Below are 1,622 nucleotides of genomic sequence, written 5' to 3'. Positions count from 1 at the left end.
ATGCTCCAGTCTAGGCCATCAGCGGCGGACGTCTGCACAACGCCTGCACAGGCAGTACTCTGGCCAGTGGAGTGCTTTCGAACGGGGGCATGTCACCCTATGTCAAGCAACTTGTCTACGACGACGGTGCAGGGCACAGCTTCAATGTCGGAACGCTTGAAATAGAATTCACCCCGGTCAGTATCATGCAAAGAGCCACGGATTCCCTCTGGGAGTACTTGTTCGTGACCACCGCCATGCTGACCTTCCGCCGTCTGATCAGTCAGCCGCTCAGGGCCTTCCAGCAACTCATTGATAAGCGAAGCACCAGCCGCGACAGTCCTGCATTGGCTGCGGAGCTCTCGATTGCCCGTCGCAATGACGAACTCTCCGGCCTGATCAAGGCTTATGACGAACTTATGGAGACAGTAGCCCGCCAACAGGCTGAACTAGAACAACAGGCCCGCATCGATCCGCTTACAGGCCTTGGCAACCGCCTGAAACTGGCCGAATGCCTCAATGCGGCTCTAGCCAGGGCCAGACGCTACGGTGGACAGGGATATATTGTTCTCATTGACCTTGATGACTTCAAGCCCATTAACGATACGCTCGGACATGCCGCCGGGGATTTTGTCCTCTGCGCTACCGCCAGACGTCTGCTGCGCATGGTTCGAGCCGACGATACAGTTATCCGGCTTGGCGGCGACGAATTCGTACTGCTTATCGAAGCCCGTATGCCGCCGATAGAGGTGAGCAAAGTCATCGAACGTATTCTGAGATTATTGGAGGAACCTCTGGTATACGAAGGGAATAACGTGGCAGTGAAGGCAAGCATCGGGGTGTCCGTCTTCTCCGGAGACGAAAATGGCGATGAACTGCTGACTCAAGCTGACCAACTTATGTATGCCAATAAATGCTCCCGCAAAGCGGGACACGATTGAACGTACCCGGAGCCGAAACAGAATTATTCGCGAGCTCCACGTTTCCGCTGAAGTGTGTAGTACCAGTTGACAGAAATGACGATAGTGGGCTTGAGAGAATTTCGACAAACAGGATTTATGCTAAATTTATTAGTTATAATAACACGAATAATGTTAGAGGCAAAAAAGTTATGGCTGAGGTAGAATACTCCCAAAGTGCAAGGGGGTTCATCTCCCGGCCCTCGCATGGCCCGGCACGGTGCAGGACAAGCATGAAGCGACACGGTGACTGTGGCGCCAACTTGACCTCGTCGTGGAAGTGGCGGCAGAAGCAGAAATGAAAAAGGAACCCACCGGCCTAGCCGGTGGTTCTTCATATGCGCCTGTAAGGCTCTGTTACCAGCAGCGCCCTAACAGGCGCATAGCGAATCTGGCGTCGGCATTTCTGTTACTTGCGGCCCGTAAACGGGCTACCCGGGTAGGGAAGGCAAAGCTGCGTACCCAGTTTATCCTCTTCCAGCTGTTTCTTTATGTAATCCCTAATCTTCTCTTTGTTCTTGCCTACCGTATCCACGTAGTAGCCCCGGCACCAGAATTCACGATTGCGGTATTTGAACTTCAGATCGCCAAATCGTTTATACAGCATCAGGCTGCTTTTACCCTTCAGATACCCCATAAATCCAGACACGCTCATCTTGGGCGGTATCTCCAGCAGCATATGTA

General features: G+C 52.9%; 2 protein-coding genes. One reads left to right on the top strand and one right to left on the bottom strand.

Features of this window, described 5'->3' with window-relative positions; genetic code table 11:
• The first annotated feature begins 89 nt into the window (after positions 1–89).
• A complete protein-coding gene (locus HMPREF0178_RS22895; protein WP_009378489.1) occupies positions 90–920 on the top strand; it encodes a diguanylate cyclase domain-containing protein in 831 nt (276 codons plus the stop codon).
• Between the two features lie 427 nt (positions 921–1,347).
• Here HMPREF0178_RS22895 and tnpA read toward each other — a convergent pair.
• Positions 1,348–1,622 (bottom strand): IS200/IS605 family transposase (gene tnpA, locus HMPREF0178_RS01635; protein WP_009378487.1); only part of this gene is annotated, 275 nt, incomplete at its 5' end.

Source organism: Bilophila sp. 4_1_30 (assembly GCF_000224655.1).
GTDB classification, from domain to species: Bacteria; Desulfobacterota; Desulfovibrionia; order Desulfovibrionales; family Desulfovibrionaceae; genus Bilophila; species Bilophila wadsworthia.
This window is presented reverse-complemented; position numbering and strand designations above follow the sequence as displayed.